The 255-nt window shown below is 59.2% G+C and carries 1 protein-coding gene; it reads right to left on the bottom strand.

All coding sequences use genetic code 11. The features are described from left to right. Nucleotides 1–61: 61 nt before the first annotated feature. Nucleotides 62–255 (bottom strand): hypothetical protein (locus tag ACVA6Q_RS24805; protein ID WP_446649247.1); only part of this gene is annotated, 194 nt, incomplete at its 5' end.

Raw genomic sequence — 255 nt, 5'->3', positions numbered from 1 at the left:
CCATTCATCTGTAGCGTCGAACGGGTATTGGGCGCCACGTTGCAGCGAGTGCTTTGCCAAATCACTCATGGCCATCCCCTCCCTGCGCTGCCGGTGTGGGCGCGGCGGCGATGACGGCTTTCTCGTTCGCGGATTTCATTGCGGCATCAAACGTAGTCCCGCGACCAGACACAAAAAGGTCAATCTTTTCGCGCTCTTCGTCCGACAAGGCGTGCCACCATTTGCGGCCAGCGTCATCCCGAGTGAGCATGACAG

The sequence above is a fragment of the Vibrio sp. DNB22_10_4 genome, assembly GCF_052879755.1.
The sequence above is the reverse complement of the archived record's forward strand: the minus strand, read 5'-3'. Positions and strand labels throughout refer to the sequence as shown.